The following is a 26,681-nucleotide window of genomic DNA, read 5'->3' as shown; positions in this document are numbered from 1 at the left end:
CATGTTTGAAACCGATGCGCAACTGAACCGGTTAAGAATGTTGCGCCGGGGCGGATCGGCACTTCCGCCGCCTGGTTGCGGCGAGTAGTGTCTTGCCTCCAACGCGTTCCGACCCCCCCTCCGGAGGCGTACCCCACGATGGGTGGTTCTCCCCTGCGCATCCTCGTCGTCGGCGCGGGCATCGCCGGCCTGGCCGTGGCCCGGGCGCTGCGGCTGGCGGGATTCCGGCCCGACGTCACCGACCGGCTGCCACCCACCGAACGCACCGACACCGGTCTCTACCTGCCCGGCAACGCGGCCCGGGCGATGCGCCGACTCGACCTCGACGGCCCGCTGCGACCGCTCGGCCAGGTGATCCACCGGCAACGCTTCCTCGACGCCGCCGGGGCGCCACTGTGCGAGGTCGACCTCGACGCGCTCTGGGCCGGCGTGGGGGAGTGCCGGGCGCTGCCCCGCGCCGAACTGCACCGGGTGCTGCTCACCGGCGCCGGCGGCGCGGTCCGCCACGGCGCCGAGGTGAGCACCGTCGAGCCGCTGCCCGGCGGCGTCGCGGTCGGCTTCACCGACGGCACCGGCGGCGAGTACGACCTGGTCGTCGGCGCGGACGGGCCCCGCTCGGCGGTGCGTGCCCTGGCCGCGCTCGGCGGGCCGCCCCGCCCGGCCGGGCAGGTCGTCTACCGCGCCGTCGTGCGCGGTGGCCCCCGGATCACCGACTGGACCGCCCTGCTCGGCCAGCGGGCCGGCTTCCTGGTCGTGCCGCTCGGCGCCGGGCGGCTCTACTGTTACGCCGACGAGGCCGGGAGCGTCCTGCCGGCCGACCCGCTCGCCCGGCTCCGCGAGCTGTTCGGCGACTACGGCGGGCCGGTGCCCGAGGTGCTGGCCGCGCTGGAGACGGTGCACGTGGAACGCACCGAGGAGGTCGAGCTGGGCCGCTGGTTCCACGGCCGGGTGCTGCTCGTCGGTGACGCCGCTCACGCCGTCGCACCGACCCTCTCCCAGGGTGCCGCCATGGCGCTGGAGGACGCCGTCGTGCTCGCCGAGTCGCTGCACGCCGCCGGCAGCGTCGACGCCGCGCTGATCGCGTACGAGAGTCGCCGCCGGCCGCGTACCCGCTGGGTGCGGGACCGGACCCGGGACCGCAACCGCACCCGCGACGTGCCGCCGGCGCTGCGCGACCCGGTGCTGCGCGGACGCGGCGGACGGATCTTCGGGGAGCACTACCGGCTCCTCACCGGTCCGCCCTGACGGCGGAAGATCGTAGCCGCCCACCCCACGCGGCGGGGCCACCTACCGGGGACTATCCTCCTTGCGGATGACGGCTGCGCCGATGACCAGCGCGCCGAGCGGGACAACCCAGAACCGGAGGCCACTCGTGACCACCGTCGCACCCAAGCCGGTCGTGACCCGGCCCTGGCCGGTCCGCGAGCCGGTCAAGGGGTCGGCCATCGCGCGGCTGCTGCGCACCACGGACGCGAAGCAGATCGGGATCATGTACATGGTCACCGCGTTCGCGTTCTTCATGATCGGTGGCCTGATGGCCCTGATCATGCGCGCCGAGCTGGCGCGACCGGGGCTGCAGTTCCTGTCGCCCGAGCAGTACAACCAGCTCTTCACCATGCACGGCACGATCATGCTGCTGTTCTTCGCGACGCCGATCGTGTTCGCCTTCGCGAACTACGTGGTGCCGCTGCAGATCGGCGCGCCGGACGTGTCGTTCCCCCGACTCAACGCGTTCGCCTACTGGCTCTACCTCTTCGGCGGCACGCTCGCCGTCGCCGGCTTCATCACCCCCGGTGGCGCGGCCGACTTCGGCTGGACGGCCTACACGCCGCTGAGCACCGTCGAGCACTCGCCGGGCGTCGGCGCCAACATGTGGGTGGTCGGCCTGGCCATCTCCGGTCTGGGCACCATCCTCGGCGCGGTCAACCTGATCACCACGATCCTGACCCTGCGCGCCCCCGGCATGACCATGTTCCGGATGCCGATCTTCACCTGGAACATGCTGGTCACCAGCCTGCTGGCGATCCTGGTCTTCCCGCTGCTGGCCGCCGCGCTGTTCGCGCTCGCCGCGGACCGCATCATCGGCGCCCACGTGTACGACCCGGCCACCGGCGGCCCGATGCTGTGGCAGCACCTGTTCTGGTTCTTCGGGCACCCCGAGGTCTACATCGTGGCGCTGCCGTTCTTCGGCATCATCACCGAGATCATCCCGGTCTTCTCCCGCAAGCCGATCTTCGGCTACAAGGGCCTGGTCGCCGCCACCGTCGCCATCGCCGCGCTGTCGATGAGCGTCTGGGCGCACCACATGTTCGCCACCGGCCAGGTGCTGCTGCCGTTCTTCAGCTTCCTGAGCTACCTGATCGCCGTGCCCACCGGTATGAAGTTCTTCAACTGGATCGGCACCATGTGGCGGGGGCAGGTCACCTTCGAGACGCCGATGCTGTGGGCGATCGGCTTCCTGGTGACGTTCCTCTTCGGTGGCCTGACCGGGGTGCTGCTCGCCAGCCCGCCGATCGACTTCCACCTGCACGACTCGTACTTCGTGGTGGCGCACTTCCACTACGTGCTCTTCGGCACCATCGTGTTCGCCGTCTTCGCCGGCATCTACTTCTGGTTCCCGAAGATGACCGGCCGGATGCTCGACGAGCGGCTCGGCAAGGTCCACTTCTGGCTGACCATGGTCGGCTTCCACACCACGTTCCTGGTGCAGCACTGGCTCGGCGCCGAGGGCATGCCCCGCCGGTACGCCGACTACCAGGCCGACGACGGCTTCACCTGGCTGAACACGGTCTCCACCATCGGCGCGTTCATCACCGGCATCTCGACCCTGCCGTTCATCTGGAACTGCTGGAAGTCGTACAAGACCGGCCCGGTGGTCGAGGTCGACGACCCGTGGGGTCACGGCAACTCGCTGGAGTGGGCCACCTCCTGCCCGCCGCCGCTGCGCAACTTCGACCGGATGCCCCGGATCCGCTCCGAGCGGCCCGCCTTCGACGTGAAGTTCCCCGAGCTGGCCGCCGGGCAGAGCGTCGCCGGCCCGCCCGAGGGCGGCGCCAAGCCGCTGACCAGCGAGGTCAACGGTGGCGCCAGCTACCAGGAGGACACCGCCGGCAACCTCGACGAGCGCTGACGGCCCAGCCCCACAGGACGGGCGCCGCACCCCACCCGGGGCGCGGCGCCCGTCCTGCTTCCCGGTTCCGCCGCCCGCCCCCGCCGCCCAGCGGCGTCGATCATGAAGTTGGCGGCGTTTCGTGCCTGATTTGTCGCCGCCAACTTCATGATCGACGCGGTCCGGGGTGTGTTCGTCGGGGTTCGGTGGGCGCTTCGGTGATCGAGGGTTCGCCGTCAGGGTGGGGGTGCTGATCATGCGCGCCGGCCCCGAACCTGGCCGACGGCACTGACGCGACCGCCGTCACCCCGCACCCTGCCGTCGCCGCCCCGCCCCGCTCGCCCCGCCCCGCCCCGCCCGTCGATCTTGGACTTGTGGCTGTTGACATAAGGGGTGTTGGTGACATTGGAGGCGCCACAACTCCAAGATCGGCGAGGCTGGCGGTGCCTCGCTCGGCTTCGCCTCGCCTCGCCTCGTCTCGCCTCGCCCCGGCTCGCCCTGCCCTGCCTCGCCTCGCCTCGCCCCGTCCCGCTTTGCTCGTCGATCTTGGACTTGTGGTCGTGGACAGAAGGGGCATTCGTGTCATTGGAGGCGCCACAACTCCAAGATCGGCGAGGCTGGAGCGGAAACGCCTTGATCGACGCGGCGGATCCGGGAGGGCGGGGTGGGGCGAGGCTGGGTCGGCGGGGCTGGGCGGGGTAGCGAGGTCGCGCTGGACTGGCTGGGCTGGGCGAGCGCTGCGCTCGGCAGGCAGGACGCTCTGAGCCGGGGACGCCCCGTGCCGGGGAGCGCTGAGCGAGGGCGCGCTGGGCCGGGCGCGCGCTGGGCCGGGCGCAGTGCTGGGCAGGGCGCAGTGCTGGGTGAGGGCCGTGCTGGGCGGGGACGCGCTGGGCGGGCACTGTGCTGGGCCGGGGGTGCGGTGAGCAGGTCTGGGCCGGTTGGCGTCGGGCGAGAGACGCGCTGGGCCGGGTGCGCCGCGCCGGGTCGCGGTCGGTGAAGGCGGGGTGTCAGGGGCGGCGGGGGTCAGATCGGGTTCGGCAGCGGCAGCGGCAGCGGCGGAGGCGGAGGCGGGAGCGGGGATGGCGGGTGGGGTGCGGCGGCGGCGCAGCTCGACCGGGAGCACGGCCAGCGCGACCAGGAAACCGATCGCGCCGGTGACCGCGAACCCCCAGGCCGGTGCGGACGCGTCGATCACCGCGCCGGCGAGTGGCGCGCCCAGGGCGATGCCGACGGTGACGGCGGAGCCGTGCAGGCCCATCGCCATGCCGCGTACGCCGGGCGGGGCGAGTCGGCTGACCGCGTCCGAGGTGGCCGCGAGGGTGGGCGCGCAGAGTGCCCCGGCGGGGATCAACGCGAGGCAGAGCAGCCACCAGTGCGCGCCGCCCAGGCCGACCGGGATGGTGGTGAGGCTGAGCGCCGCCACCAGCGCCAGCGGTGGGAGCGAGCGGCGTACCGCGCCGTAGGCGAAGCCGCCCACCAGCGAGGCGACCGCCCAGGCGGCCAGCACCGCGCCGGTCCAGCCGACCTCGCCACCGGCTCGCAGCACCGCCACCACGGCCACGTCGGTGCCGCCCAGCACCAGGGTGGCGGCCAGGCTGACCGCCAGCACGGCGAGCAGGCGGGGGGTGAGCCACTCCCGGCGGGGCACCGGGCGCTGCGGCCCGGTGGGCTCGTCGGCGGCCCGGGTGGGCGGGTTCAGCAGCCAGAAGCAGATGCCGGAGGCGACGATGCCGGCGCCGACCGCCCAGAGCGTCAGGCGCGGCGTGACGGCGGTGGCCAGCGCCACCGCGAGGGCGGGGCCGACCATGAACGACAGCTCCACCGACATCGAGTCCAGCGCGTATGCCGGGCGGCGTCGCTCGGCCGGCACCAGCGCGGCGATCGACTGGCGCACCACGGAGAACACCGGCAGCGCGAGCAGCCCGGCCAGGAACGCGGTGGGCAGCAGCACCGGGTAGGGCAGGGTGGGCGCGGCGGCCCAGAACAAGCCCTCGGCGACGGTGCAGAGCAGCAGCACCGGCCGCAGCCCTCGGCGGTCGACCAGCCGGCCGAGCAGTGGCGCGCCGATTGCGGCGCCGATGGTGGACGCGGCGCCGACCAGGCCGGCGGCGCCGTAGCCGCGCCCGAGGTCGAGCACCACGTAGAAGGTGAGCGTCACCCCGGTCGCGGTCAGCGGCACGCGGGCCAGCACCGACACCAGCAGCAAGGACCGCAGGCCGGGCAGGGCGAGCGCCTCCCGGTAGGGCTTCAGGTTCACGACGGCCGCACCTCCCGCGCCATCCTGGGCGCCGGGTACGACAACAGCAAGCGATTACCTGGTCAAGCGGTCCTGATCACAGGTTCGCCGACCATCGCGACCCCGGCGCCGTCGAGCGCCCGCAGCGCCACGTCGAGCGTCTCCGGCGCGACGGCGGCGGTCAGCTCCAGCAGCACCGTGGTCCGGAAACCCTCTCGCGCGGCGTCCAGCGCGGTGGCGCGCACGCAGTGGTCGGTGGCGATGCCGACCACGTCGACCCGGTCGACGTCGTGCCGGCGCAGCCAGTCGGCCAGGCACTCGCCGTCGGGCGCGTGCCCTTCGAAACCGGAGTACGCGGCCGCGTGCTCGCCCTTGTGGAAGATCGCCTCGACCCGGCCGGTCTCCAGCTCGGGGTGGAACTCGGAGCCGGTCGTGCCGACCACGCAGTGCCGGGGCCAGGAGTCGACGTAGTCCGGCGGGTCGCCGAAGTGCGCGCCCGGGTCGACGTGGTAGTCCTTGGTCGCGACGACGTGGTCCCAGCGGTCCGGCTCGTCGGTGAGCAGCCGGGAGATGCCGCCGGCCACCCCTGCCCCGCCGCCGACCGCGAGGGAGCCGCCCTCGCAGAAGTCGTTCTGCACGTCCACGATGATCAAGGCGTTCGCCATCTGGTCGGTCCTCCTCAGGTCGCGGGTACGACGGTCACCGGAACGGCCGGGTCGCCGGCGGAGAGCTTGAGTCCCTCCCACGGGATGGAGATCAGGCACTGGCGCAGGTGCTCCCGTGACTGGTCGAGCGTGGGCAGCGCCACCGGCTCGCCCGACACCACGTACGACTGCTGGAGCAGCCGGTCGTTGGCCTGCCGGTCCGGCACGCCCTGCGGCACGATGACCTCCTCGGTGGCGGTGCCGGTCGGCTTGTGCCGCCGGACGGCCACCTTCCGGCCGCCGATGGTGGCCTTGTGCTCGGAGCGCTTGACCACCGGCCGCCCCTCCACCTCGACCAGCTTGTAGACCAGGCCGGCGGTGGGCGCGCCGGAGCCGGTGACCACGGCGGTGCCGGCGCCGTACATGTCGACCGGTTCGGCGGCGAGCGACGCGATCGCGTACTCGTCGAGGTCGCCGGAGACGATGATCTTCGTCTCGGTGGCGCCGAGCGAGTCGAGCAGCTCGCGCGACTGTTGGGCGATCACCGCGAGGTCGCCGGAGTCGATCCGGACCGCCCGCAGCTCCGGCCCGGCCACCGCGATGGCGTTGCGGATGCCCTGGGCGATGTCGTACGTGTCGACCAGCAGCGTGGTGTCCTTGCCCAGCGTGGCGACCTGGGACGCGAACGCCGCCCGCTCGTCGTCGTGCAGGAGCGTGAACGCGTGCGCGGCGGTGCCCGCGGTCGGGATGCCGTAGCGCTGCCCGGCGGCCAGGTTGGAGGTGAACCGGAACCCGGCCAGGTAGGCCGACCGTGCCGCGGCGACCGCGGCCTCCTCGTGCGCCCGGCGGGAACCCATCTCGATCAGCGCACGGCCCCGGGCGGCGGTGACCATCCGGGCGGCGGCCGCGGCGATCGCGCAGTCGTGGTTGAGCACCGACAGCACCAGCGTCTCCAGCACCACGCACTCGGCGAACGTGCCCGAGACGGTGAGGATCGGCGAGCCGGGGAAGAACAGCTCCCCCTCGGCGTAACCGTCGACGTCGCCGGTGAAGCGGTAGTCGGCGAGCCACTGGGCGGCCCGCTCGTCGGCCACGCCGGTGCGGCGGAGGAAGTCGATCTCGGCCGGGTCGAAGCGGAAGTCCCGGATCATCTCGACCAGCCGCCCGGTGCCGGCGACCACCCCGTAGCGGCGGCCGGCCGGCAGTCGCCGGCTGAACACCTCGAAGACGCAGCGTCGGTCCGCGGTGCCGTCCTGCAGCGCGGCGCTGACCATGGTCAGCTCGTATTGGTCGGTCAGCAGCGCGAGGCGAAGGGTGCTCACCGCCCCAGCCTAGAGTTCAGGCCGGATCCGTGCCGTCGTGGCCCGGCATCGAGCGCAGCGCGGTCGGCAACTCGCTACGCCGGGTGACGCCCAGTTTGCTGTAGACGCGTTGCAGGTGGTTCTCCACGGTGCGGGTGGACAGGTAGAGCCGTTCGGCGATGGCACGGCTGGTCAACCCGTCGGCGGCCAGGCGGGCGATCTCCCACTCGCGTTCGCTGAGCGCCGGGCGGAGCAGCCGCAGCGCCGGGGTGGAGATGTCGTCGCAGCGGCGCAGCAGGTCGGCGAGGCGTTCCCGGGCCGGCCCGGTCGCGCCGGCCCGGGCGTCGCGCATCCGGCACAGCGCCGTCGCGGTCGCCTCGGCGGCGTAGACGATCAGCTCCCGGTCGGCGAAGCCGTCGGCCACCGCGAGCAGGTCGTCCGGGGAGCCGTCCAGCGCGGCCCGGCCGTAGCGGGCGAGCAGCGGCGGCAGCACGCCGTCGACCTGCTCGGAGAGTTCCGCCAGGCGTTGCGCCACGTTGCGCCGGCCGCCGTCGGTGCAGGTCGGTCCGACCGGCGCGGCGGCCTGGTCGAGCCGGACCAGGTCGAGCAGGACGAGCAGCTCGTGGCCGGCGAGCCCGTCCTCCCGCAGCCGGTCGGCGAGCGCGCAGAGATGCTTGGCGGCGCCCGCCAGGTCGCCGGCCGCCGCCTGCGCCGCGCCCCGGGCCTGCTCCAGCCACGGGTAGAGCACGGCCATCCCGGGCGCGTGCGTCCGGTCCGCCTCGGCCATCGCCTCGGCCGCGTGGACCGCGTCGCCGCGCAGCGCGGCGGCCTGGGCGCGCTCGGCGTGGGCCAGGCCGGCGTAGACCCGGCTGGTGGCGAGCACCGCGCAGGCGCCCAGGCTGGTCTTGAGCGCCTCGTCGCCGCGCCCGCGCAGCCGTGCCGTGTACGCCTGGAGGATGGCCAGGTAGCCGGTGCCGAGCCGGAAGTCGCCGGCGCCGGCCAGGTCGGCGAACTCGTCGGCGACGATCTCGTCGATGCCGGTGAGGTCGCCGGAGAGCGCCAGCCGGGTGCCCCGGGCCAGTTCCATGGCGAGCTGGAGGTAGGGCATGTCGGCGCGCCAGCAGGCGGCCTCGGCCTGCACCCGGGCGATCGCGGTGGCGCTGCGCCGGTATTGCCCCTGGGCGGCCTGGAGGTGGGCCAGGGTGCACCGGGCCAGCTCCCGGGCGGCCATCGGCGCGGCCGGACGGTCCAGCACCTCCTGGGCCAGCCGCACCGCGACGTCGACGTCGAGCCGGTGCAGCCGCATGATGGCCTCGAAGGCGCGTACCCGGGCGCGGTCGGCGGGGTCGGTCAGCTCCTCGCCGCGGGCGGCGATCTCCTCCACCGTGGACTCGCGGTTGAGCCCCCAGTAGCTGACCATGCCCCGCACGGTCAGCCAGCGGCTGCGCCGCCGGTCGTCGCGGATCTCCCCGGCGACCTGGTCGAGCACCCGGATCGCCTCCTCCGGCCGGTCGCCGAACATGAGGATGGTGGCGAGCAGCTCCGCGGCGTCCGTGCCGCCGCCGGCCTCCAGCGCGGCCCGGGCCAGCCGGGTGGCCAGCGGGACGTCGTACCGGCCGAAGGCCTGCACGGCGGCGTCGAGCAGCAGCGCCACGTTCTGCGCCGTACCCGAGTCGAGCCGCCACACCGCGACCCGCAGCAGGTCGTCGCGGCGGCGCTTGCCGACCTGCTCGAGCAGCCCGGCGAGGGTGGCCTGGAGCCGCCGGGTGCGGCTGACCGGGCACTGCCGGCGCATCACCTCGCCGTAGAGCGGGTGGGCCAGGCGGACGTTGAGCCGCCGGTCGTCGCGGACCATCGCGATGAGCCCGCGTTCCTCGGCGACCTCCACGTCGGTCCGTTCGACCGCCTGTTGCAGCAGGTGCAGGCCCAGCGGCTCGCCGAAGGCGACCAGCTCCACCACCGCCCGGACCCCGGGGGTGAGCTGGCCGATCCGGGTGTCGATCAGGTCGGTCAGGGTGGGCGCCAGCTCCAGCCGGCCGGTCCACTTCCAGATGCCGTACGTGCGCCGCAGCTCGCCGTCGGCGGCCAGCACCAGCTCGCGCAGCAGCAGCGGGTTGCCGGCGGAGAGCCGGAACAGCCGCTCGGAGGAGCCGGCGTCGACCGGCCCGCCGAGGATCGCGGCGAGCAGCCCGGTGGTCTCGCTGCGGCCCAGCGGCCCCAGCTCGACCAGGTCGACCAGGTCGTCGGTCCAGAGGGCGCGGATCGGCAGCGGGATCTGCTCGCCGTTGCGCAGCGTCCCGATCACGGTGGCGTTCTCCGAGCGGGCGATCAGGTGCACCAGCGCGGCCGACGGCGGGTCGAGCAGGTGCGCGTCGTCGACGGCCAGCACGATGGGCCGGCCGGCGGCCTGCTCCTGGAGCAGGTCGACCGCCCAGCGGAGGATCCCGGCGGGGGAGAGGCCCTGCGGCTGGGTGGCGGGGAGCACCTGGACCAGCCCGCCGAACGGCAGGGCGGCGGTGGTGGCGCTGGCCGCGACCGACCAGATCGCGTGTCGTTCCGGGGAGAGCGCGGCCACCCCCTCCCGCAGCAGCCGGCTCTTGCCGACGCCCGCGTCGCCGCTGAAGAACAACCCGCGCCCGTCCGGGTCGCCGATCGCCGACAACAGACGGTTGAGTTCATCCGTTCGGCCGACGAACTCCCACCTGGTCATCGGTGCAGCATATCGATGGGATGCCGTCCGCGTGCGAGTCGTCACGCAGTGAAGTTGAGTAATCTGTCCATTACTCGTGAGTACCAGATGTGTTCGATGTCGGATGCCCGACAGCCGTAGGCTTCCGGCATCCCCTTGACCAGGGGATACAGCCGCGACCGGGCAGTTGCGCCGGTCGCCTGACCGGGAGGCCGCCTGATGAAGCCAGGTCCACTCCCCTCGGTCGACGTGCCCGATCCGGCCGGGCGCGCCGAGCCGCCGCGGTGCGCGCCGCTGCCGACCCGGCTCGGCCTGACCGAACCGGGTCCGGGCGAGCCGCTCGCCGTCGTCGTGGCCGGCCCGGCGGGCGCGGGCCGGCGCGAGCTGATCGCCGGCCTGATCGGGTCGGACCCCGGCACGCTCGTCGTGCCCGCCGGCAGCTACCTGCTGGTCGAGCACGCCAGGGTCGCCACCCGCGCGGCGTACGTCCCCGGCTACCGCCAGCCGCACTCCTACGGCGCCGACCCGCTCGCCGCCGGCCCCGCGCTGGCCCGACCGCCGCGCCGGGTCGAGCTGAGCCTGCCCGACCCGCTGCTGCGGCACTTCGCGGTGCTCGACACGCCGGACACCGCCACCCTCGGGGTGGCCGGCGGGCTGGCGCTGCGCGACGCCGTGGGCCGGGCCGGCGCGCTGCTCTTCGTGATCTCCGCCGACCAGGCCTTCAGCGCGGCCGAGCTGCACCTGTTGACCGAGGTGTCCCGGGCCCGGGTCACCGTCTTCTTCGCCGTCACCCCCGGCGTGACCGGCTGGGCGGCGCCGGCCGACGGCGCGACGGCGGAGGGCACGGGGGCGTCCGTGCCGTCGCCCGCCCGGTCCGGCCCGCCCGGCCCCGCCGGCCGGCTCGACCCGGTGGCGGTCTCCATCGCGGCCCACCGCGCGGCGCTGCTCGCCGCGGTGCCCGGGCTCGCCTCGGCCCGGTGGTTCCCGGCCCGGCGGTCCGAGCTGCCCCACCTGCGCCGCGCGCTGGTCGGTTGGGCCGCCGACGAGGGGCTGGTCCGGGCCAGCGCCCGGCCGCCCGAGCCGCCCGGCGCGCACGGTCGGGTGCCGGTGCTGTCCGGGGTCGACCCGACCGACCTGGCCGAGCGGATCGACCGCCAGGCCCGCACATGCGCCCAGCGGATCCGCCAGCACCTCGCGCTGGAACTGGCCAACATCCACCTGCGGGTGGTGCAGGAGATCGTCTTCGGGGTCGGCTGCGCCGGCCTGCCGCAACTGCTCGACCGCGAGCTGGAGGCGTTGTCGCTGCTCGCCACCGCGCAGTGCGACGAGGCGGTCCGTAGCATCGTCGACGACGCCGCCGCGCGGGTCTTCGGCGCGCCGCTCGCCGAGGGCGTGCGCCGGCGGATCACCCACGCCGTGCGCTGGGGCCTGGCCGACCACCCGGACGGGCGCGAGCTGGACCGGGTGCTCCTGGTCACCAGCACGGCCGGGGTCGCCGGGTTGACCGGCGCCGGCGCCCTGGGCGCACTCGCCGGGCTGCCCGGCGCGGAGCGGGACGAGGTGCTCCCGCCGGTCGGCGTGGCGCTCAACGGCGGGTGCTGGCAGCACTGGCGGGCGCCCGGCAACAACGACCCGAACGTGGCCCGGTCCTGGGCCCAGCGCGCGTTGCGCGAGGTCGAACTCGAACTGTCCCGCGAGGTGTCCCGCCGCTTCGAGGTGATCCGTCTCTCGCTGGGCGTGGTGCTCGCCGATGCTGTCGACCACGGCATCCTGCTGGCCTGAGACCGGGGCCGCCGCGCGGGGTCCCGAGCCCGCGTACGCGGCCCGGGCGGGCGAACCCGACCGGCACGCCGTTCCGGTTCATCGGTTCGGCGGATCCGGTGGCACGATGGGGGGCATGGCGGCTCCACAGGTTGCGCCGGTCGAGACGCCGGACACTGAAGAGGTGCCGGTCTCCGACCGGCCGTGGGTGACCATCGTCTGGGACGATCCGGTCAACCTGATGACGTACGTGACCTGGGTTTTCCAGAAGCTGTTCGGATACAGCCGGGAGAAGGCGGAGCGGCTCATGCTGGACGTGCACCACAAGGGCAAGGCGGTGGTCTCCAGCGGCGCCCGGGAGCGGATGGAGCACGACGCGGCGCAGTTGCACGCGTACGGGCTGTGGGCGACCGTGGAACGCTCATGAGCATGTTCCGTCGCCGCGGCGACCGCTACGTGGCCACGTTCGCCGTCGACGAGGTGCGGGTGCTGCGCAAGGTCGCCTCCGAGGTGGTCGGCCTGCTGACCGACGGCTTCGACCACGGCGACCCGGTGGTCGGCCGGCTCTTCCCCGAGGTCTACCCGGACGACGACGCCGGCACCGCCGAGTTCCGCCGCTACACCGAGGGCGACCTGAAGACCGCCAAGATCGACCAGGCCGGGGCGATCCTCGCCGCGCTGCCCGACGGCGACGCCGGCGGCGAGGTGCGGCTGGACGCGGAGGCGGCCGAGGCGTGGCTGCGGGCGCTCAACGACGCCCGGCTGGCGATGGGCGTCCGGCTGGAGATCAAGGACGGCACCGACCTGGGCGAGGAGCTGGACGACGCGGTCGCCACCGACCCGGCCTCGTCCCGGGTGTTCCAACTGTCGGTCTACGCCTATCTCGGTTATCTGCAGGAGTCCCTGCTCAACGCGCTGATCGACTGAGTGGTGACGGTCGCCACCTCGCCGCCCGCCGACGCCAGGCGCTAGGCTGGTCGGCGTGCTGAGCATCGACCGGTCGATCGTCGACGCGATCGTCGCCCACGCGCGTCGGGACCACCCCGACGAGGCGTGCGGCGTGGTCGCCGGTCCCGCCGGCAGCGACACCCCGACCCGGCACATCCCGATGGACAACGCCGCCCGCTCGATGACGTTCTACGAGTTCGACTCGATGGAGCAGTTGCGGGTGTGGCGTGAGATGGACGACCGCGACGAGGAACCGGTCGTCATCTACCACTCGCACACCGCGACGGAGGCCTACCCGTCCCGCACGGATGTCTCCTTCGCCGGTGAGCCGGGCGCGCACTACCTGCTCGTCTCGACCCGCGAGCCCGACACCGAGGAGATCCGGTCCTTCCGGATCGTCGACGGCGTGGTGGCCGAGGAGCCGGTCGAGATCGTGGACGCCGCCGTGGATCCGAACGCCGTCCAGTCCTACATGTTCGGGCAGAGCCCGGCGACGGTCGACTACGAGTGTTCCGGCCGCTGACCCCCAGCGCACCGGCACACCCTTTTCCTTCCCGTCACCCGGCACGACCCTGAACGAGGAGCACGAGACACCATGGCCATCGAGGTTCGCATCCCCACCATCCTGCGCAGCTACACCGGCGGCGCGAAGGTCGTCGAGGGCGGCGGCGACACGCTCGCCGACCTGCTCACCGACCTGGACTCCCGGCACGCCGGGCTGCGGGGCCGGCTGGTCACCGACGCCGGCGCGCTGCACCGGTTCGTCAACGTCTACGTCAACGACGAGGACGTCCGCTTCCTGGGCGCGCTCGACGCGAAGCTCAACGACGGCGACAGCGTGACGATCCTGCCGGCGGTGGCCGGCGGCGCGTTCGGCTTCGCCGCCGCCGCGGCGATCGCCTCGCACGCGGTCTCCGTGCGCACCGCCGCCGTCCGCTAGGGGGCGGGGCATGGCGCGGTACGACAGCCTGCTCGACGCCAGCGGCGGCACGCCGCTGGTCGGCCTGCCCCGGCTCTCCCCGACGGTGCCCGAGGGCGCGCCGCCGGTGCGGCTCTGGGCGAAGCTGGAGGACCGGAACCCGACCGGCAGCATCAAGGACCGCGCGGCGCTGTTCATGGTCCGGGCGGCCGAGGAGGCCGGCCGGCTGCGTCCGGGCGACACCATCCTGGAGCCGACCAGCGGCAACACCGGCATCTCGCTGGCCATGGTGGCGAAGCTGCGGGGCTACCGGCTGGTCTGCGTGATGCCGGAGAACGTCTCCACCGAGCGGGTGCAACTGCTCCGGATGTACGGTGCCGAGATCATCTTCTCGCCGGCCGCCGGCGGCTCGAACCAGGCCGTGGCCACCGCGAAGCAGATCGCCGCCGAGCACCCGGACTGGGTGATGCTCTACCAGTACGGCAACGAGGCGAACGCCCGGGCGCACTACGAGACGACCGGGCCGGAGCTGCTGCACGACCTGCCCGGCATCACGCACTTCGTGGCCGGGCTGGGCACCACCGGCACGCTGATGGGCACCGGGCGCTACCTGCGCGAGAAGGTCGACGGCATCCAGATCGTGGCGGCCGAGCCGAGGTACGGCGAGCTGGTCTACGGCCTGCGCAACATCGACGAGGGCTACGTGCCCGAGCTGTACGACGCCGGGGTGCTGTCCCGGCGCTTCTCGGTGGGCACCCGGGACGCGGTGCTGCGCACGAGGCAGCTCGTCGAGGTGGAGGGCATCTTCGCCGGCTTCTCCACGGGCGCGATCCTGCACGCCGCGCTGGCGGTGGCGCACGAGGCGGTCCGCGACGGTCGCCGCGCCGACGTGGCGTTCGTGGTCTGCGACGGTGGCTGGAAATACCTGTCCACCGGCGCGTACGGGGGCACGCTCGCGGACGCCGAGGACGCGCTCGACGGTCAACTCTGGGCCTGACGGTCCGCGGTGGTCCGGCCGGTGGGGACGCCCCGCCGGCCGGATCGCCGCGATCTCCCGCATCCGGACGTGTATGGGTGTCACGTTGATGACAACTTCCGGTAGATGATTCTTGCCCGACCGGGCTGCCGCGTAGGCTGCGCAGCGTGGCGAGCGCGTCGGTGAAGATCAACGGCGGGGCGGCTGCCGACGCGCCGACTACCCAGTGTGAGATCGAGGCAACCGGATGCGATTGACCGTCCTCGGCTGCGCGGGCAGCTTCCCGGGCCCTGAGTCCCCCTGCTCCGCCTACCTGCTCGAGGCGGACGGCTTCCGCCTTCTGATCGACTTCGGTCCGGGGTCGCTGTCCACGCTCCAGCGCTACGTCGGGCTGCACTCGCCCGACGCCGTGCTCCTCACCCACCTGCACTGCGACCACATGCTCGACGCGGTCTCCTACGTCGTGGTGCGCCGGTACGCCCCGGACGGCCCCTACCCGCCGCTGCCGATGTACGCGCCCTCCGGCGCGCCGGACCGGCTGGCCGCCGCGTACGGGCAGGAGGACAGCACGGTCGAGGACGTCTACCAGTTCTACGGCCTGCAGCCGGGCACGTTCCCGATCGGCCCGTTCACCGCGACCGTCGACCGGATGAACCACCCGATCGAGACGTACGGGGTGCGGCTGGAGCACGGCGGCCGGGTGTTCTGCTACTCGTCGGACACCGCGCCCTGCGAGGCGTTGCTGCGCCTGGCCCAGGGCGCCGACGCGTTCCTCTGCGAGGCCAGCTACCTGGACGGCGTGGACAATCCGCCCGACCTGCACCTGACCGGGCGGGAGGCCGGCGAGGCGGCCACCAAGGCGGGCGTGGGCCGGCTGCTGCTGACCCACCTCGTCGCGGCCTGGGGCAGCGAGTCGCACACCGTGGAGTCGGCCGCCGGCGCGTACGCCGGGCCGATCGAGGTGGTTCGCGCGGGCGCCGGCTACGACGTCTGACGGCACGGCCGCCGGCCGGCGGGCACCGGCACGCGAGGCGATCGACGCACCGCATAGGGTGCAGGCATGGCGCGACCTGACGGGCGGCGGCCCGACCAACTCCGACCGGTGACCCTGACCCGGGGCTGGAGCACCCACCCGGAGGGTTCGGTGCTCGTCGAGTTCGGCGCGACCCGGGTGCTCTGCACGGCCAGCGTGACCGAGGGCGTGCCCCGCTGGCGCAAGGGCTCCGGGCTGGGCTGGGTGACCGCGGAGTACGCGATGCTGCCGCGGGCCACCAACACCCGCTCGGACCGGGAGAGCGTGCGGGGGAAGGTCGGCGGCCGGACGCACGAGATCTCCCGGCTGATCGGTCGCAGCCTGCGCGCCTGCGTCGACCTCAAGGCGCTCGGCGAGAACTCGATCGTGCTCGACTGCGACGTGCTGCAGGCCGACGGCGGCACCCGCACGGCGGCCATCACCGGCGCGTACGTCGCCCTGTACGACGCGGTCACCTGGTTGGCCGAGCGCAAGTCGCTCACCGGCAAGGTGGAGAAGGTGATGCACCGGTCGGTGGCCGCGGTCAGCGTCGGCGTGATCGGTGGCGAGCCGATGCTCGACCTCTGCTACGCCGAGGACGTGACCGCCGAGGTGGACATGAACGTGGTCTGCACCGGCGCCGGCGACTTCGTCGAGGTGCAGGGGACGGGCGAGGCGGGCGTCTTCGCCCGCGACCAGCTCGACGCGCTGCTCGACCTGGGCGTGGCGGGCTGCCTGGAACTGGCCGACGCGCAGCGGAAGGCGCTCAACCTGTGACCGACAACAAGGTGCTCCTGGCCACCCGCAACCGCAAGAAGCTCGTCGAGTTGCAGCGGATCCTGGACGGCGCGCTCGGCGCCCACCGGGTCGCCCTGCTCGGCCTCGACGACGTCGAGGAATATCCGGAGCTGCCGGAGACCGGCCTGACGTTCGGCGAGAACGCGTTGATCAAGGCGCGGGAGGGCTGCCGGCGCACCGGCCTGCCGACCATCGCCGACGACTCCGGCATCGCGGTGGACGCGCTCAACGGCATGCCCGGCGTGTTCAGCGCCCGCTGGTCCGGCCGGCACGGCGACGACCGGGCCAACCTGCAACTCGTGCTGGACCAGGTGGCCGACGTGCCGGACGAGCACCGGGGCGCCGCCTTCGTCTGCACGGTGGCACTGGTGCTGCCCGGCGGCAAGGAGCACCTGGTCGACGGCCGGCAGTCCGGCCGGCTGCTGCGCGCGCCGCGCGGCGAGGGCGGCTTCGGCTACGACCCGATCTTCCTGGGCGACGGGCAGGAGCGGACCAACGCCGAGTTGACGCCCGAGGAGAAGGACGCGATCAGCCACCGCGGCAAGGCGCTGCGGGAGCTGGCCAAGCTGGTCGCCAAGGTGCTCCCGCCCGCCGCCTGAGGTCAGCCCAGCGGGCCGATCTTCCGCTCGACGGCGGCCCGCAGCTCGGGGCCGCCGACGACGGCGCGCGCCGCCTCCATCAGCGGGGCGAGGAACACGTCCGGCCCCGGCTCGCCGATCGTCGGGCCGAGCGCGTCCAGCGCCGCCCGGCCCGCCGGCGACGGCTCCAGCGGCGCGCGGAGCTGGAGCCCGCGTACGGCGGCCAGCAGCTCCACCGCGAGCAGGCTGGTCAGGTTGTCCAGCACGGTGCGCAGCTTCTTGGCCGCCGCCCAGCCCATCGAGACGTGGTCCTCCTGCATGCCGCTGGTGGGCAGCGAGTCGACCGAGGCGGGCGCGGCCAGCCGGCGGTTCTCCGCGACGATGCCGGCGGCGGTGTACTGGGCGATCATCAGCCCGGAGTTGACCCCGGCGTCGGGGGAGAGGAACGCGGGCAGGTCCCGGTTGCGGGTGACGTCGAGCAGCCGGTCCACCCGGCGTTCGGCGATCGCGCCCACCTCGGCGGCGGCGATGGCCAGGTAGTCGGCGGCGAAGCCGAGCGGTGCCCCGTGGAAGTTGCCGGTCGACTCGACCCGGCCGTCCGGCAGCACCACCGGGTTGTCCACCACGGACAGCAGCTCCCGGCCGGCCACCACCTCGACGAAGTCGAGCGTGTCCCGGGCCGCGCCGGCCACCTGCGGGGCGCAGCGCATCGAGTACGCGTCCTGCACGGCGTGCGCCAGGTCGTCGCGGTGCGAGTCCATCACCGCCGAGCCCTGGAGCAGCCGGTGGATGTTCGCGGCGGAGGCGGCCTGGCCGGGGTGCGGGCGGATGGCGTGCAGCTCGGGCAGGAACGGCCGCTCCGAGCCGAGCATCGCCTCGATGGCCAGCGCGGCGGTCACGTCGGCCATGGCGAACAGGTGCCGGGCGTCCGCCACGGCGAGCAGCAGCATGCCGAGCATGCCGTCGGTGCCGTTGATCAGCGCCAGCCCCTCCTTGGCGGCCAGCTCGATCGGGCTCAGCCCGACCCGGCGCAGCGCGTCGGCGGCGGGGATCCGGTCGCCGGCCGGGCCGAGCACCCAGCCCTCGCCGAGCAGCACCAGCGCGCAGTGCGCCAGCGGCGCCAGGTCGCCGGAGGCACCCAGCGAGCCGTGCTCCGGTACCCACGGGGTGATCTCGTGGTTGAGCAGGTCGACCAGCGCCTCGGCGACCAGCGGGCGGACGCCGGAGCGGCCGAGCGCGAGCGAGCGGACGCGCAGCAGCATCATGGCGCGTACCACCTCGCGGGGCATCGGCGCGCCCACCCCGGCCGCGTGCGAGCGGATCAGCGCGTGCTGCAACTCGGCCCGACGCTCCGGGGCGACGAACGTGTTGGCCAGCGCCCCGAAGCCGGTCGAGACGCCGTACACCGGGCGGCCGGCGGCCTCGATGCCGTCCACGATGGACCGGCTGGTCGCCATGGCCTCGGTGGCGGCCGGGTCGAGCACGACCTTGGCGGTGCCGCGGGCGACCGCGAGCACGTCGGCGGGGGTGACCCCGGTGGACAGGATGGTGACGGTGGTCATCGCGGCACTCCGTTGTGCAGAACCTGGCGGATCAGTGGGACACCCGGCCGGTAGGCCAGGTGCAGGTGGGTGGGCGCGTCGAGGACGACCAGGTCGGCCCGGGACCCGGGGATCAGCCGGCCGACGTCGGTGCGGCGCAGCGCCGCCGCCCCGCCGGCGGTCGCGGCCCACACCGCCTCGGCCGGGGTCATCCGCATCTCGCGTACGGCGAGCGCGACGCAGAACGGCATCGACGTGGTGTACGACGAGCCGGGGTTGCAGTCGGTGGCCAGCGCCACGGTGGCGCCGGCGTCGAGCAGCCGGCGGGCGTCCGGGTAGGGCGAGCGGGTGGAGAACTCGGCCCCGGGCAGCAGCGTGGCCACCGTCTCGGAGCCGGTGAGCGCGTCCACGTCGGCGTCGGACAGGTGGGTGCAGTGGTCGACGCTTGCCGCGCCGAGTTCCACCGCGAGTTGGACGCCCGGCCCGGGACCGAGCTGGTTGGCGTGCACCCGCACGCCCAGCCCGACCGCCTGCCCGCAGGCGAGGATGGCCCGCGCGTGGTCCACGTCGAACGCGCCACGCTCGCAGAACACGTCGATCCAGCGGGCGTACGGCGCGGCGGCGGCCAGCATCGGTCCGCACACCAGGCCCACGTAGTCGTCGGGACGGTCGGCGTACTCGGCGGGGACCACGTGCGCGCCGAGGAACGTGGTGTCCTCGGTGAACTCGGCGGCGATCCGCAGCGAGCGGGCCTCGTCGGCGACGCTGAGGCCGTACCCGCTCTTGATCTCGACGGTGGTGGTGCCCTGCCGCAGCATCTCCGCGCGCAGCCGGCCCACGGTGGCGCGCAGGTCGTCGTCGGAGGCGGCGCGGGTGGCGCCGACGGTGGTGCGGATGCCGCCACCGGTGTAGGGCTCGCCGGCCATCCGGGCGGCGAACTCGGCGGCCCGGTCCCCGGCGAAGACCAGGTGGGCGTGGCTGTCCACGAAGCCGGGCAGCACCGCCGCGCCGCCGGCGTCGATCCGCCGGTCGGCGGCCGGCGCGTAGCGGGCCGGACCGACCCAGGCCACCTGCCCGTCCTCGACCAGCACGGCGGCGTCGCGGCGCACGCCCAGCGGGTCGCCGCCACGGCCGTCGTTGGTGACCAGCTCGCCGATGTTGTCGACGAGCAGGCTGCCCCTCATGAGGTGACCGCCGCGATCGAGTCCCGCAACTCGGTGGGGACGTCCACCGTGAGGTGCCGGCCGTCGGCGACCACGGTCCGGCCGTCCACCACCACCCGCGTCACGTCGGCGGCGGTGGCCGCGAAGAACGCGCCGACCGGCGGCACCCCGGCGGTCCGGGCGCTGTCCAGCCGTACCGTCACCAGGTCGGCCCGGTCGCCGACGGCGAGCCGGCCGGCGTCGCCCCAGCCCAGCGCGGCGTGCCCGGTGACGGTCGCGGCGGCGAACAGCTCGGCGGCGTCGAAGTGCCCGCGCCGGCGGGTCCGCAGCCGCTCGTCCAGCTCCACCGCGCGGGCCTCCTCGAACAGGTCCACCACGGCGTGGCTGTCGCTGCCCAGGCTCAGCGGGCTGCCCGCCTCGGCGAGCCGCCGGGCCGGGCCGATCCCGTCGGCCAGGTCCCGTTCCGTGGTGGGGCAGAGGCAGACGCCGGTACGGCTGTCGCCGAGCAACGCCACGTCGGCGGCGGTCGGGTGGGTGGCGTGCACGGCGGTGGTGTGCCGGCCGAGCACGCCGTGGTCGGCCAGCAGCCGGGTCGGGGTGCAGCCGTGCACGGCCCGGCAGGCGTCGTTCTCGGCCGGCTGTTCGGAGAGGTGCACGTGCAGCGGCAACCCGTGCCGGTCCGCCCAGCCGGCCACGGTGGCGAGCTGCCCGGCCGGCACCGCGCGCACCGAGTGGATCGCCGCGCCGCGCCGGACGTGCGGGTCGGTCGGGCGGAACGCGTCCACCCGCTGCGCCCAGCGCAACGCGTCGCCGTCGCCGAAGCGGCGCTGCGGCCCGGTCAGCTCCGCGCCGTCCACGCCGGCGGTCAGGTAGGCGGCGTCCAGCAGGGTGAGCCGGATCCCGGCGTGCGCGGCGGCCTCCACCAGCGCGGCGGACATCGCGTTCGGGTCGTCGTAGCCGGTGCCGCCGGGACCGTGGTGCAGGTAGTGGAACTCGCCCACGACGGTGATCCCGGCGAGCGCCATCTCCGCGTACGCGGCCCGGGCCAGCGCCAGGTAGGAGTCGGGGTCGAGGCGGGCGGCGACCGCGTACATCGGGTCCCGCCAGGACCAGAAGTCGCCCCGCCCGGCGTGGGTACGCCCGCGCAGCGCCCGGTGGAACGCGTGCGAGTGGGCGTTGGCCAGGCCGGGCAGGGTCAGCCCGGGCAGCCGGACCGCGTCCACGGTCACCCCGGCGGCCGGCGGACCGCCGCCGGTCAGCGGCGTGACCGCGGTGAACCGCCCGTCCGTCGCCTCGATCAGCACGTCCGGGGTGGGCTCGGCGTGGTCGGGCAGCCAGGCGTACTCGGCCAGCCAGCGGGTCATCGGCATGCCAGCTCCTCCAGCACCCGGGCCAGGGCGGTCACCCCGGCCGCGCAGTCGGCGTCGGTGGCGGACTCGGCGGGGGAGTGCGACACCCCGGTCGGGTTGCGCACGAACAGCATCGCGGTGGGCAGGTGCGCCGCCAGCACCCCGGCGTCGTGCCCGGCCCCGGTCGGCAGCACCGGCGCGTCGAGCAGCGCGGCCAGCCGTTCGGCCAGCCCGCCGTCGAACGCGACGAGCGGCGTCGCGGACTCCTGCGTGCAGGTCAGCCCGGTGCCGTCCCGGCCGGCGCGTTCGGTGGCCTTGGTGCGTACCGCCTCGACCAGGCCGTGCAGCGTGTCCGCCTCGGCCGCCCGCGCGTCCAGCCAGCCGGTGACCCGGGACGGGATCGCGTTGGTGGCGTTCGGCTCGACCGACACCCGGCCCACGGTGGCGTGCGCGCCGCGCAGCCGGGCCTCCTTGTTCGCCGCGAGGACGGTGAACGCGTAGGTGAGCATCGGGTCGCGGCGGTCGGCCATCCGGGTCGTACCGGCGTGGTTGCCCTCGCCGGTGAAGTCGAACCGCCACCGGCCGTGCGGCCAGATGGCGGACGCCACCGCGACCGGCGCGTCGGAGTCGACCAGCGCGCGGCCCTGCTCGACGTGCAGCTCCACGAAGGCCGCGAAGCGGCCGAGCAGCGCCGGGTCGGCGCCCGCCGGCCGCTCGCCCAGCGCCTCGGCGAAGGTCGTCCCGGCCTGGTCGCGCAGCCCGGCCGCGCGGTCGACGTCGATCTCGCCGGTGAGCAGCCGCGACCCCAGGCAGGGTACGCCGAACCGCGCGCCCTCCTCCTCGACGAACGCGGCCACCACCACCGGCCGGACCGGGGTGACGCCGGCGGCCCGCAGCTCGTCCACGGCGAGCAACGCGCTGACGATGCCGAGCGGCCCGTCGTACGCGCCGCCGTGCGGCACCGAGTCGAAGTGGCTGCCGGTGAGCACCGCGTCGCCGGCCGCCGGGTCGCCCCACCAGGCGAACAGGTTGCCGTTGCCGTCCTCGGACACCGGCATGCCCCGCCGGTCGGCCTGCTCCCGGAACCACTCGCGCAGCCTGCGCTCCGGCTCGGTGAGCGCATAGCGTAGGTAGCCGCCGCTGCCGGCGTCCCGCCCCACGTCGGCGATCTCATCCCACAGCTTGCGGAACCGGTTAGGAAGGGGCCCTTCCTCTACCGAATGCGTTAACAAGGGGCCCCTCCTTACTCTGCCATCGGGACGCGGACGCCGGTGCGCTCCGCGACGTCGCGGGCGTCGTCGTAGCCGGCGTCCACGTGCCGGATCACGCCCATCGCCGGGTCGTTGGTGAGCACCCGCTCAATCTTCTGCCCGGCCAGCGCGGTGCCGTCGGCGACGCATACCTGACCGGCGTGGATGGACCGGCCGATGCCCACCCCGCCGCCGTGGTGGATGGACACCCAGGACGCCCCGCTGGCGGTGTTGACCAGCGCGTTGAGCAGCGGCCAGTCGGCGATCGCGTCGGAGCCGTCGGCCATCGCCTCGGTCTCCCGGTAAGGGCTGGCCACGCTGCCGCAGTCCAGGTGGTCCCGGCCGATCACCACCGGCGCGCTCAGCTCGCCGGACGCCACCATCTCGTTGAACCGGACGCCCGCCTTGTCGCGCTCGCCGTAGCCGAGCCAGCAGATCCGCGCCGGCAGGCCCTGGAAGGCGACCCGCTCGCCGGCCATCCGGATCCACCGGGCCAGGGAGTCGTTCTCCGGGAACAGGTCGAGGATCGCCCGGTCGGTGGCGGCGATGTCCTTCGGGTCGCCGGAGAGCGCCGCCCACCGGAACGGCCCCTTGCCCTCGCAGAACAGCGGCCGGATGTACGCCGGCACGAAGCCGGGGAAGTCGAACGCCCGCTCGTACCCGCCGAGCTTCGCCTCGCCCCGGATCGAGTTGCCGTAGTCGAAGACCTCCGCGCCCGCGTCGAGGAAGCCGACCATCGCCTCGACGTGCTTCGCCATCGACGCCCGCGCCCGGTCGGTGAACTCGGCCGGCTTGGCCGCCGCGTAGTCCCGGGCGTCGGCCGGCTCCACCCCCTCCGGCAGGTACGACAGCGGATCGTGCGCGCTGGTCTGGTCGGTCACGACGTCGATCGCGACCCCGCGCGCCAGCAGCTCGGGGAAGACGGTGGCGGCGTTGCCGACCACGCCGACGCTGAGCGCCCGGCGGTCCCGCTTCGCGGCCAGCGCCCGCTCGATCGCGTCGTCCAGCGAGTCGGCGATCTCGTCCAGGTAGCGGTCGTGCGCCCGCCGCTCCAGCCGGGTCCGGTCCACGTCCACGATCAGGCAGGCGCCGCCGTTCATGGTGACCGCGAGCGGCTGCGCCCCGCCCATCCCGCCGCAGCCGGCGGTGAGGGTGAGGGTGCCGGCCAGGGTGCCGCCGAACCGCTTCTCGGCCACCGCGGCGAACGTCTCGTAGGTGCCCTGGAGGATGCCCTGGGTGCCGATGTAGATCCACGAGCCGGCGGTCATCTGCCCGTACATGGTCAGGCCCAGCGACTCCAGCCGGCGGAACTCCGGCCAGGTGGCCCAGTCGCCGACCAGGTTGGAGTTGGCCAGCAGCACCCGGGGCGCCCACTCGTGGGTGCGCATCACGCCGACCGGCCGGCCGGACTGCACCAGCATGGTCTCGTCCTCGCGCAGCTCGGTGAGCGTGCGCACCAGCGCGTGGTAGGACGGCCAGTCCCGGGCCGCCTTCCCGGTGCCGCCGTAGACCACCAGGTCCTCGGGGCGCTCGGCCACCTCCGGGTCGAGATTGTTCATCAGCATCCGCAGCGCGGCCTCCTGCGGCCACCCCTTCGCGGTGCGTACGGTGCCGCGGGCGGCGCGGACGGGCTGGTGCATCTCGTACTCCTCTCAGCCGAGGAACAACTGGCGGCGGGCGGCGGACGACTCGAACGCCTCGAGCCGGGTCTGGGTCTCGGCCGGGGCGGCGTCGCAGATCGCCTGCAGCACCACCATGGCCAGGGTCATCGGGGCGGTGTGCAGGTCGAACACCAGGTCGGTGCCGACGGCGGCGGGGAGCACCACCTCGGCGTGCTCGGTGGCCGGGCTCACCGGCGAGTCGGTGATCGCCACGACGGTCAGCCCGGCGTCGCGGGCCTCGCGCAGCGCGTCGAGCGTCTCGCGCGGGTAGCGCGGCAGCACGAACGCCAGCAGCGCGCTGGCGCCGGCCGCGACCGCCTGGTCGACGCGGTCGGCGAGCATGCTGCCGCCGTGGTCGAGGACGCGCACGTCGGGATGGATCTTCGCGGCGAAGTACGCGAAGTAGGCGGCCAGCGGCGCGGCGGCGCGCAACCCGAGCACCGGCAGCGGTCGGCTGGCGGCGAGCAGCCGGCCCACCCCGGCGATCCGGTCGGCGTCGGCGAGCTGCCCGGCGAGCCGGTCCAGGTTGTCCATCTCGGTGCGTACGGCCCGTTGCAGGGCGTTCCCGGTGTCGGCCCGGTCGGCGGCCGGGGTGGTGGTGAGTTCCCGCAGCCGGCGGCGCAGCGCCGGGTAGCCGTCGTGCCCGAGCGCCATGGCGAAGCGGGTCACCGACGGCTGGCTGACGCCGGCCAGCTCGGCCACCTCCGCGGCGGACAGATAGGCGACTGCGCCGCTGTGCCGGACCAGGCAGTGCGCGATCCGGCGTTGGGTGGGGGTGAGCCGGACGCCGTGCAGCAGGTCGAGCAGGCGATCGGCGCCGGCCGCGCTGCCTTCATTCATGGCGAGACTCTATGCATAGAAAATTTCATCGCGCAAGCGCTCTGTACTATCCGCACGGCGGGTGAGCAGAGGAGTGGGACGATGCAACCGGTTGGTCCGTACAGGTTCACCGAGGCGATCGGCGTCTGCCAGGTGGGCAAGGTGTGGTGGGCCATCGACGGGCAGGACCGGTTGGTCACGGTGGCCGTGCTGGCGGGCGCCGCGGCGGCCGACCCACCGTGGCGGGAAGCCTTCGCCAACGCCGCCAACGCCATGGCGCTGACCCCGGGCGGCCAGCGCTACGTCACCGCCGACTTCGCCGCCGCGACGCCGTGGGCGGCGTACCCCGCCGAGGAGGGGATGGGCGGGCAGCGCCTGTTCCAGAACCTCGGCATGGACCTGCACCCGGCCGAGGCGGAGGCGGAGATCCTGATCCCCGAGGCCGGCCCGGTCGCCGACCTGCCCGAATCGGTCTCGGCGGTGCCGGTCTCCGGCACCACCCCGACCTCCGGCGCGCCGCTGCCGTGGGCGATGCACGCCCCGGTCGGGCCGCAGCCGGTCTCCGCGCCGCCGCAGCCGGTCTCGCCCGCGCCGGAGCAGACGTCGGGGATACCGCACCAGGTGTCGTCCCCGCCGGTCAGCGGGCCCCCGGTCGACCCGTTCACCGCGCCGCAGCGCCGCATCGTGCCCAGTGCGCCCCGCCCGCGCCGAAGCGGTCCGCTCCGGGCGCTGGTGGCGCTGGCCGTGCTGCTCCTGGTCGCCGCGGGCGGCGTGGTCGCCCTCGCCGGCACGAGCGACAACGACCCGCCGCCGCCCCCGTACACGCTCGAGGAACGCGCCACCGCCATCGCCTCCCCGGCGGTGGTCTACGTGGAGGTGGTGTTCACCGGATACCTGCGCGACAAGGTGACCAAGGCGCCGCTGCGGGCCGGGCCGATCACCTTCAACCGCCGGTGCAGCGGCTTCGTGGTCAGCTCCGCCGGCCACGTGCTGACCAACAACCTCTGCGTCCGGCCGGCCGCCGACACCGCCCGGCAGAACGCCCTCTACGCGCTGGGCCAGACGCTGATCGCGGAGAAGAAGCTCGAACCCGGCAAGCTCGACGCGTACGTGGCGACGAACCTGCGCACGACGGTGCTCACCGGCGTCGACTCCCGGCCGGAACCGCAGGTGCGGCTCTTCGGGCAGCTCAACGTCAGCCGCGGCGGCCGCACCGAGGCCCCGGCGATCCCCGGCGAGATCGTCAAGACGTGGGACGCCGCCGCCGGCAACGTCGCGCTGGTCAAGCTCGCCGACGAGCACCTGCCCGTCGCGGAGCTGAACACCACGGCCGAGATCCAGCCGGGAGCGTCGCTGCTGTCGATCGGCTACGCCACCAGCGAGAAGGACCCCCGCACCGCCACCTACACCGTCGCCGCCAAGCAGGTGACCGTGACCGCCTGGGGCAGCCAGGGACCGGTGTCGGTGTTCCGGGTCGGCGACGACGTCGGCAGCCACTCCCGGGGCGGTCCGGTCGTCGACACGAGCGGCCGGGTCGTCGGCATGCTCGACAACGACGAGTCGTCGGCCACCAAGGCGAACCGGGTGGTCGTGCCGGTGACCACGCTCGGCGCCCTGCTCGCCGAGGCCGGCGTCAACCCCGGGCTGGGCCCCGTCGACAAGCGCTACCGCAGCGGGCTGGACGCCTACTTCGCCGGCCAGTACCCGGCCGCGATCAAGCAGTTGGGCGCCACCGTGACCGACTCGCCCACCAACCACGTGGCCGAGACGTACCGCGGCAACGCCGACGACCGGCAGGCCATCGCGGACCGCGCGCAGACGTTCCCCCACTGGGCCCTGTTCGTGCTCGTCGGGCTCGGCGTGGCGCTGCTGGTGACCCTCGTCGCCCTGGCGGTGGCGGCCCGCTCCCGCGCCCGGGGCTGAGCCC

General features: G+C 74.2%; 21 protein-coding genes and 1 pseudogene. 12 read left to right on the top strand and 10 right to left on the bottom strand.

Annotation, left to right across the window (positions count from 1 at the left end; genetic code table 11):
• The first annotated feature begins 138 nt into the window (after positions 1-138).
• Together H1D33_RS18530 and ctaD are read left to right on the top strand one after the other, a co-directional pair.
• Positions 139-1,245: an FAD-dependent monooxygenase gene (locus tag H1D33_RS18530; protein WP_181571948.1), complete on the top strand. Its 1,107-nt coding sequence runs from the start codon at positions 139-141 to the stop codon at positions 1,243-1,245.
• A gap of 127 nt (positions 1,246-1,372) precedes the next feature.
• Positions 1,373-3,130 carry an aa3-type cytochrome oxidase subunit I gene (gene ctaD, locus H1D33_RS18525; RefSeq protein WP_181571949.1) on the top strand — a complete coding sequence of 586 codons (1,758 nt, stop codon included), beginning with the start codon at positions 1,373-1,375 and terminating at the stop codon, positions 3,128-3,130.
• A gap of 991 nt (positions 3,131-4,121) precedes the next feature.
• Here ctaD and H1D33_RS18520 read toward each other — a convergent pair.
• The 4 genes and pseudogenes from H1D33_RS18520 to H1D33_RS18505 form a co-directional block, all read right to left on the bottom strand.
• A pseudogene (locus H1D33_RS18520) lies at positions 4,122-5,389 on the bottom strand (MFS transporter); the annotation flags it as partial.
• A gap of 39 nt (positions 5,390-5,428) precedes the next feature.
• On the bottom strand, positions 5,429-6,010 hold the full coding sequence (locus H1D33_RS18515; protein WP_181571950.1) for an isochorismatase family protein: 582 nt from the start codon (positions 6,008-6,010) through the stop codon (positions 5,429-5,431).
• Between the two features lie 14 nt (positions 6,011-6,024).
• Positions 6,025-7,311 (bottom strand): nicotinate phosphoribosyltransferase, encoded by a 1,287-nt coding sequence (locus H1D33_RS18510; protein WP_181571951.1) that lies wholly within the window; start codon positions 7,309-7,311, stop codon positions 6,025-6,027.
• A gap of 16 nt (positions 7,312-7,327) precedes the next feature.
• The gene (locus tag H1D33_RS18505) at positions 7,328-10,000 is read right to left on the bottom strand and encodes a LuxR C-terminal-related transcriptional regulator (protein WP_181571952.1); all 2,673 of its coding nucleotides are present in this window, start codon (positions 9,998-10,000) and stop codon (positions 7,328-7,330) included.
• 198 nt (positions 10,001-10,198) lie between these two features.
• Between H1D33_RS18505 and H1D33_RS18500 the strand changes: the two genes are divergently transcribed.
• From H1D33_RS18500 to rdgB, 9 genes are all read left to right on the top strand, one after another.
• The gene (locus tag H1D33_RS18500) at positions 10,199-11,761 is read left to right on the top strand and encodes a P-loop NTPase family protein (protein ID WP_181571953.1); all 1,563 of its coding nucleotides are present in this window, start codon (positions 10,199-10,201) and stop codon (positions 11,759-11,761) included.
• A gap of 115 nt (positions 11,762-11,876) precedes the next feature.
• Positions 11,877-12,167, top strand: coding sequence for an ATP-dependent Clp protease adapter ClpS (gene clpS / locus H1D33_RS18495; protein ID WP_181571954.1), 291 nt, complete (start codon positions 11,877-11,879; stop codon positions 12,165-12,167).
• Complete coding sequence (locus tag H1D33_RS18490; RefSeq protein ID WP_181571955.1) at positions 12,164-12,667, top strand: DUF2017 domain-containing protein; 504 nt, start codon at positions 12,164-12,166, stop codon at positions 12,665-12,667. Before clpS ends, H1D33_RS18490 begins: the two co-directional genes overlap by 4 nt.
• A gap of 55 nt (positions 12,668-12,722) precedes the next feature.
• Positions 12,723-13,211 (top strand): M67 family metallopeptidase, encoded by a 489-nt coding sequence (locus H1D33_RS18485; RefSeq protein WP_181571956.1) that lies wholly within the window; start codon positions 12,723-12,725, stop codon positions 13,209-13,211.
• 72 nt (positions 13,212-13,283) lie between these two features.
• Complete coding sequence (locus tag H1D33_RS18480) at positions 13,284-13,628, top strand: MoaD/ThiS family protein (protein WP_181571957.1); 345 nt, start codon at positions 13,284-13,286, stop codon at positions 13,626-13,628.
• Positions 13,629-13,638: 10 nt separating this feature from the next.
• Positions 13,639-14,604: a PLP-dependent cysteine synthase family protein gene (locus tag H1D33_RS18475; RefSeq protein WP_181571958.1), complete on the top strand. Its 966-nt coding sequence runs from the start codon at positions 13,639-13,641 to the stop codon at positions 14,602-14,604.
• A 226-nt stretch (positions 14,605-14,830) separates the two neighbouring features.
• Positions 14,831-15,577: an MBL fold metallo-hydrolase gene (locus tag H1D33_RS18470; RefSeq protein ID WP_181571959.1), complete on the top strand. Its 747-nt coding sequence runs from the start codon at positions 14,831-14,833 to the stop codon at positions 15,575-15,577.
• Positions 15,578-15,643: 66 nt separating this feature from the next.
• Complete coding sequence (gene rph / locus H1D33_RS18465; RefSeq protein WP_181571960.1) at positions 15,644-16,372, top strand: ribonuclease PH; 729 nt, start codon at positions 15,644-15,646, stop codon at positions 16,370-16,372.
• The gene (gene rdgB, locus H1D33_RS18460) at positions 16,369-16,992 is read left to right on the top strand and encodes an RdgB/HAM1 family non-canonical purine NTP pyrophosphatase (protein ID WP_181571961.1); all 624 of its coding nucleotides are present in this window, start codon (positions 16,369-16,371) and stop codon (positions 16,990-16,992) included. Before rph ends, rdgB begins: the two co-directional genes overlap by 4 nt.
• Positions 16,993-16,994: 2 nt before the next feature.
• Here rdgB and hutH read toward each other — a convergent pair whose 3' ends face one another.
• Genes hutH through H1D33_RS18430 form a run of 6 tightly spaced genes read right to left on the bottom strand, consistent with a single transcriptional unit; the run spans position 16,995 to position 24,775 of the window.
• Positions 16,995-18,533: a histidine ammonia-lyase gene (hutH, locus tag H1D33_RS18455; RefSeq protein ID WP_181571962.1), complete on the bottom strand. Its 1,539-nt coding sequence runs from the start codon at positions 18,531-18,533 to the stop codon at positions 16,995-16,997.
• Entirely contained in the window at positions 18,530-19,696 is a 1,167-nt protein-coding gene (hutI, locus tag H1D33_RS18450; RefSeq protein ID WP_181571963.1) for an imidazolonepropionase, read from the bottom strand. The genes hutH and hutI overlap by 4 nt, the downstream gene beginning before the upstream one ends.
• On the bottom strand, positions 19,693-21,039 hold the full coding sequence (locus H1D33_RS18445; RefSeq protein ID WP_181572679.1) for a formimidoylglutamate deiminase: 1,347 nt from the start codon (positions 21,037-21,039) through the stop codon (positions 19,693-19,695). The genes hutI and H1D33_RS18445 overlap by 4 nt, the downstream gene beginning before the upstream one ends.
• Positions 21,036-22,256: an allantoate amidohydrolase gene (locus H1D33_RS18440; protein WP_181571964.1), complete on the bottom strand. Its 1,221-nt coding sequence runs from the start codon at positions 22,254-22,256 to the stop codon at positions 21,036-21,038. The genes H1D33_RS18445 and H1D33_RS18440 overlap by 4 nt, the downstream gene beginning before the upstream one ends.
• An 11-nt stretch (positions 22,257-22,267) precedes the next feature.
• On the bottom strand, positions 22,268-23,914 hold the full coding sequence (gene hutU / locus H1D33_RS18435; protein WP_181571965.1) for a urocanate hydratase: 1,647 nt from the start codon (positions 23,912-23,914) through the stop codon (positions 22,268-22,270).
• A 12-nt stretch (positions 23,915-23,926) separates the two neighbouring features.
• Positions 23,927-24,775 (bottom strand): MurR/RpiR family transcriptional regulator, encoded by an 849-nt coding sequence (locus H1D33_RS18430; protein WP_181571966.1) that lies wholly within the window; start codon positions 24,773-24,775, stop codon positions 23,927-23,929.
• A gap of 81 nt (positions 24,776-24,856) precedes the next feature.
• Here H1D33_RS18430 and H1D33_RS18425 point away from each other — a divergent pair, with 81 nt between their 5' ends.
• Entirely contained in the window at positions 24,857-26,677 is a 1,821-nt protein-coding gene (locus H1D33_RS18425) for a S1 family peptidase (protein WP_181571967.1), read from the top strand.
• The last annotated feature ends 4 nt before the right edge of the window (positions 26,678-26,681 follow it).

This window comes from Micromonospora ferruginea (assembly GCF_013694245.2).
In the GTDB taxonomy this organism is placed as follows: domain Bacteria; phylum Actinomycetota; class Actinomycetes; order Mycobacteriales; family Micromonosporaceae; genus Micromonospora; species Micromonospora robiginosa.
This window is presented reverse-complemented; position numbering and strand designations above follow the sequence as displayed.

Coding starts and splice junctions, on each gene's coding strand:
- H1D33_RS18530 (WP_181571948.1), top strand. CDS start 139: ATGGGTGGTTCTCCCCTGCGCATCCTCGTCGTCGGCGCGGGCATCGCC.
- H1D33_RS18515 (WP_181571950.1), bottom strand. CDS start 6,010: ATGGCGAACGCCTTGATCATCGTGGACGTGCAGAACGACTTCTGCGAG.
- H1D33_RS18505 (WP_181571952.1), bottom strand. CDS start 10,000: ATGACCAGGTGGGAGTTCGTCGGCCGAACGGATGAACTCAACCGTCTG.
- H1D33_RS18500 (WP_181571953.1), top strand. CDS start 10,199: ATGAAGCCAGGTCCACTCCCCTCGGTCGACGTGCCCGATCCGGCCGGG.
- clpS (WP_181571954.1), top strand. CDS start 11,877: ATGGCGGCTCCACAGGTTGCGCCGGTCGAGACGCCGGACACTGAAGAG.
- H1D33_RS18490 (WP_181571955.1), top strand. CDS start 12,164: ATGAGCATGTTCCGTCGCCGCGGCGACCGCTACGTGGCCACGTTCGCC.
- H1D33_RS18480 (WP_181571957.1), top strand. CDS start 13,284: ATGGCCATCGAGGTTCGCATCCCCACCATCCTGCGCAGCTACACCGGC.
- H1D33_RS18475 (WP_181571958.1), top strand. CDS start 13,639: ATGGCGCGGTACGACAGCCTGCTCGACGCCAGCGGCGGCACGCCGCTG.
- H1D33_RS18470 (WP_181571959.1), top strand. CDS start 14,831: ATGCGATTGACCGTCCTCGGCTGCGCGGGCAGCTTCCCGGGCCCTGAG.
- rph (WP_181571960.1), top strand. CDS start 15,644: ATGGCGCGACCTGACGGGCGGCGGCCCGACCAACTCCGACCGGTGACC.
- hutH (WP_181571962.1), bottom strand. CDS start 18,533: ATGACCACCGTCACCATCCTGTCCACCGGGGTCACCCCCGCCGACGTG.
- hutI (WP_181571963.1), bottom strand. CDS start 19,696: ATGAGGGGCAGCCTGCTCGTCGACAACATCGGCGAGCTGGTCACCAAC.
- H1D33_RS18445 (WP_181572679.1), bottom strand. CDS start 21,039: ATGACCCGCTGGCTGGCCGAGTACGCCTGGCTGCCCGACCACGCCGAG.
- hutU (WP_181571965.1), bottom strand. CDS start 23,914: ATGCACCAGCCCGTCCGCGCCGCCCGCGGCACCGTACGCACCGCGAAG.
- H1D33_RS18430 (WP_181571966.1), bottom strand. CDS start 24,775: ATGAATGAAGGCAGCGCGGCCGGCGCCGATCGCCTGCTCGACCTGCTG.
- H1D33_RS18425 (WP_181571967.1), top strand. CDS start 24,857: ATGCAACCGGTTGGTCCGTACAGGTTCACCGAGGCGATCGGCGTCTGC.